Raw genomic sequence first — 1098 nt, forward strand, 5'->3', positions numbered from 1 at the left:
GGAGCAGCAATGCGCCAGCTTGTGCTCTTCCTTGGGCAAGGTCTCGTCGTGCATCGAGCGCGCGGTTTCGGGATCGAGCGACAGGTTGAACTGGTCTTCCCAGCGGAACTCGAACCGTGCCCGCGAAAGCGCGTCGTCGCGGATCTTCGCCGCGGGATGCCCCTTGGCAAGATCCGCGGCGTGCGCGGCTATCTTGTAAGTGATCACGCCGGTCTTGACGTCGTTGCGATCCGGCAGGCCGAGATGTTCCTTCGGCGTCACATAGCAGAGCATGGCCGTGCCGAACCAGCCGATCATGGCGGCACCGATGCCGGAGGTGATGTGGTCGTAGCCCGGCGCTATGTCCGTCGTCAGCGGCCCGAGAGTGTAGAACGGCGCCTCGCCGCAGACGGCAAGTTGCTTGTCCATGTTCTGCTTGATCTTGTGCATGGGAACATGGCCGGGGCCTTCGATCATCACCTGGCAGTCTTTCGCCCAGGCGATCTTCGTCAATTCGCCAAGCGTCTCCAGCTCGGCGAATTGGGCTTGGTCATTGGCATCGGCGATCGAGCCGGGGCGAAGGCCGTCGCCGAGCGAGAAGGAGACGTCATAGGCTCTGGCGATGTCGCAGATCTCCTCGAAATGCTCATAGAGGAAGCTTTCGCGATGATGGTGAAGGCACCATTTCGCCATGATCGAGCCGCCCCTGCTGACAATACCGGTAACCCGGCCGACGGTGAGCGGGATGTAGTGCAGCCGCACGCCGGCATGAATGGTGAAGTAGTCGACGCCCTGCTCGGCCTGCTCGATCAGCGTGTCGCGATAGACTTCCCAACTCAGATCCTCGGCGATGCCGCCCACCTTCTCCAGCGCCTGGTAGAGCGGCACCGTGCCGATCGGCACCGGCGAATTGCGCACGATCCATTCGCGGATGTTGTGGATGTTGCGGCCGGTCGACAGGTCCATGACCGTGTCGGCGCCCCAGCGGATCGCCCAGACCATCTTTTCGACCTCCTCGGCCATCGACGAGGTGACTGCGGAATTGCCGATATTGGCGTTGATCTTCACCAGGAAATTGCGGCCGATGATCATCGGCTCGCTCTCGGGATGGTTGATGTT

The 1098-nt window shown here is 61.8% G+C and carries 1 protein-coding gene; it reads right to left on the reverse strand.

Going from position 1 to position 1098, the window contains the following annotated elements; genetic code table 11:
* Positions 1-1098: phosphomethylpyrimidine synthase ThiC (thiC, locus tag EOA29_RS37415; RefSeq protein ID WP_127222456.1), on the reverse strand; the 1098-nt coding region annotated here is incomplete at both ends.

Origin of the sequence: Mesorhizobium sp. M1E.F.Ca.ET.063.01.1.1 (assembly GCF_003998155.1) — a bacterium.
In the GTDB taxonomy this organism is placed as follows: Bacteria; Pseudomonadota; Alphaproteobacteria; order Rhizobiales; family Rhizobiaceae; genus Mesorhizobium.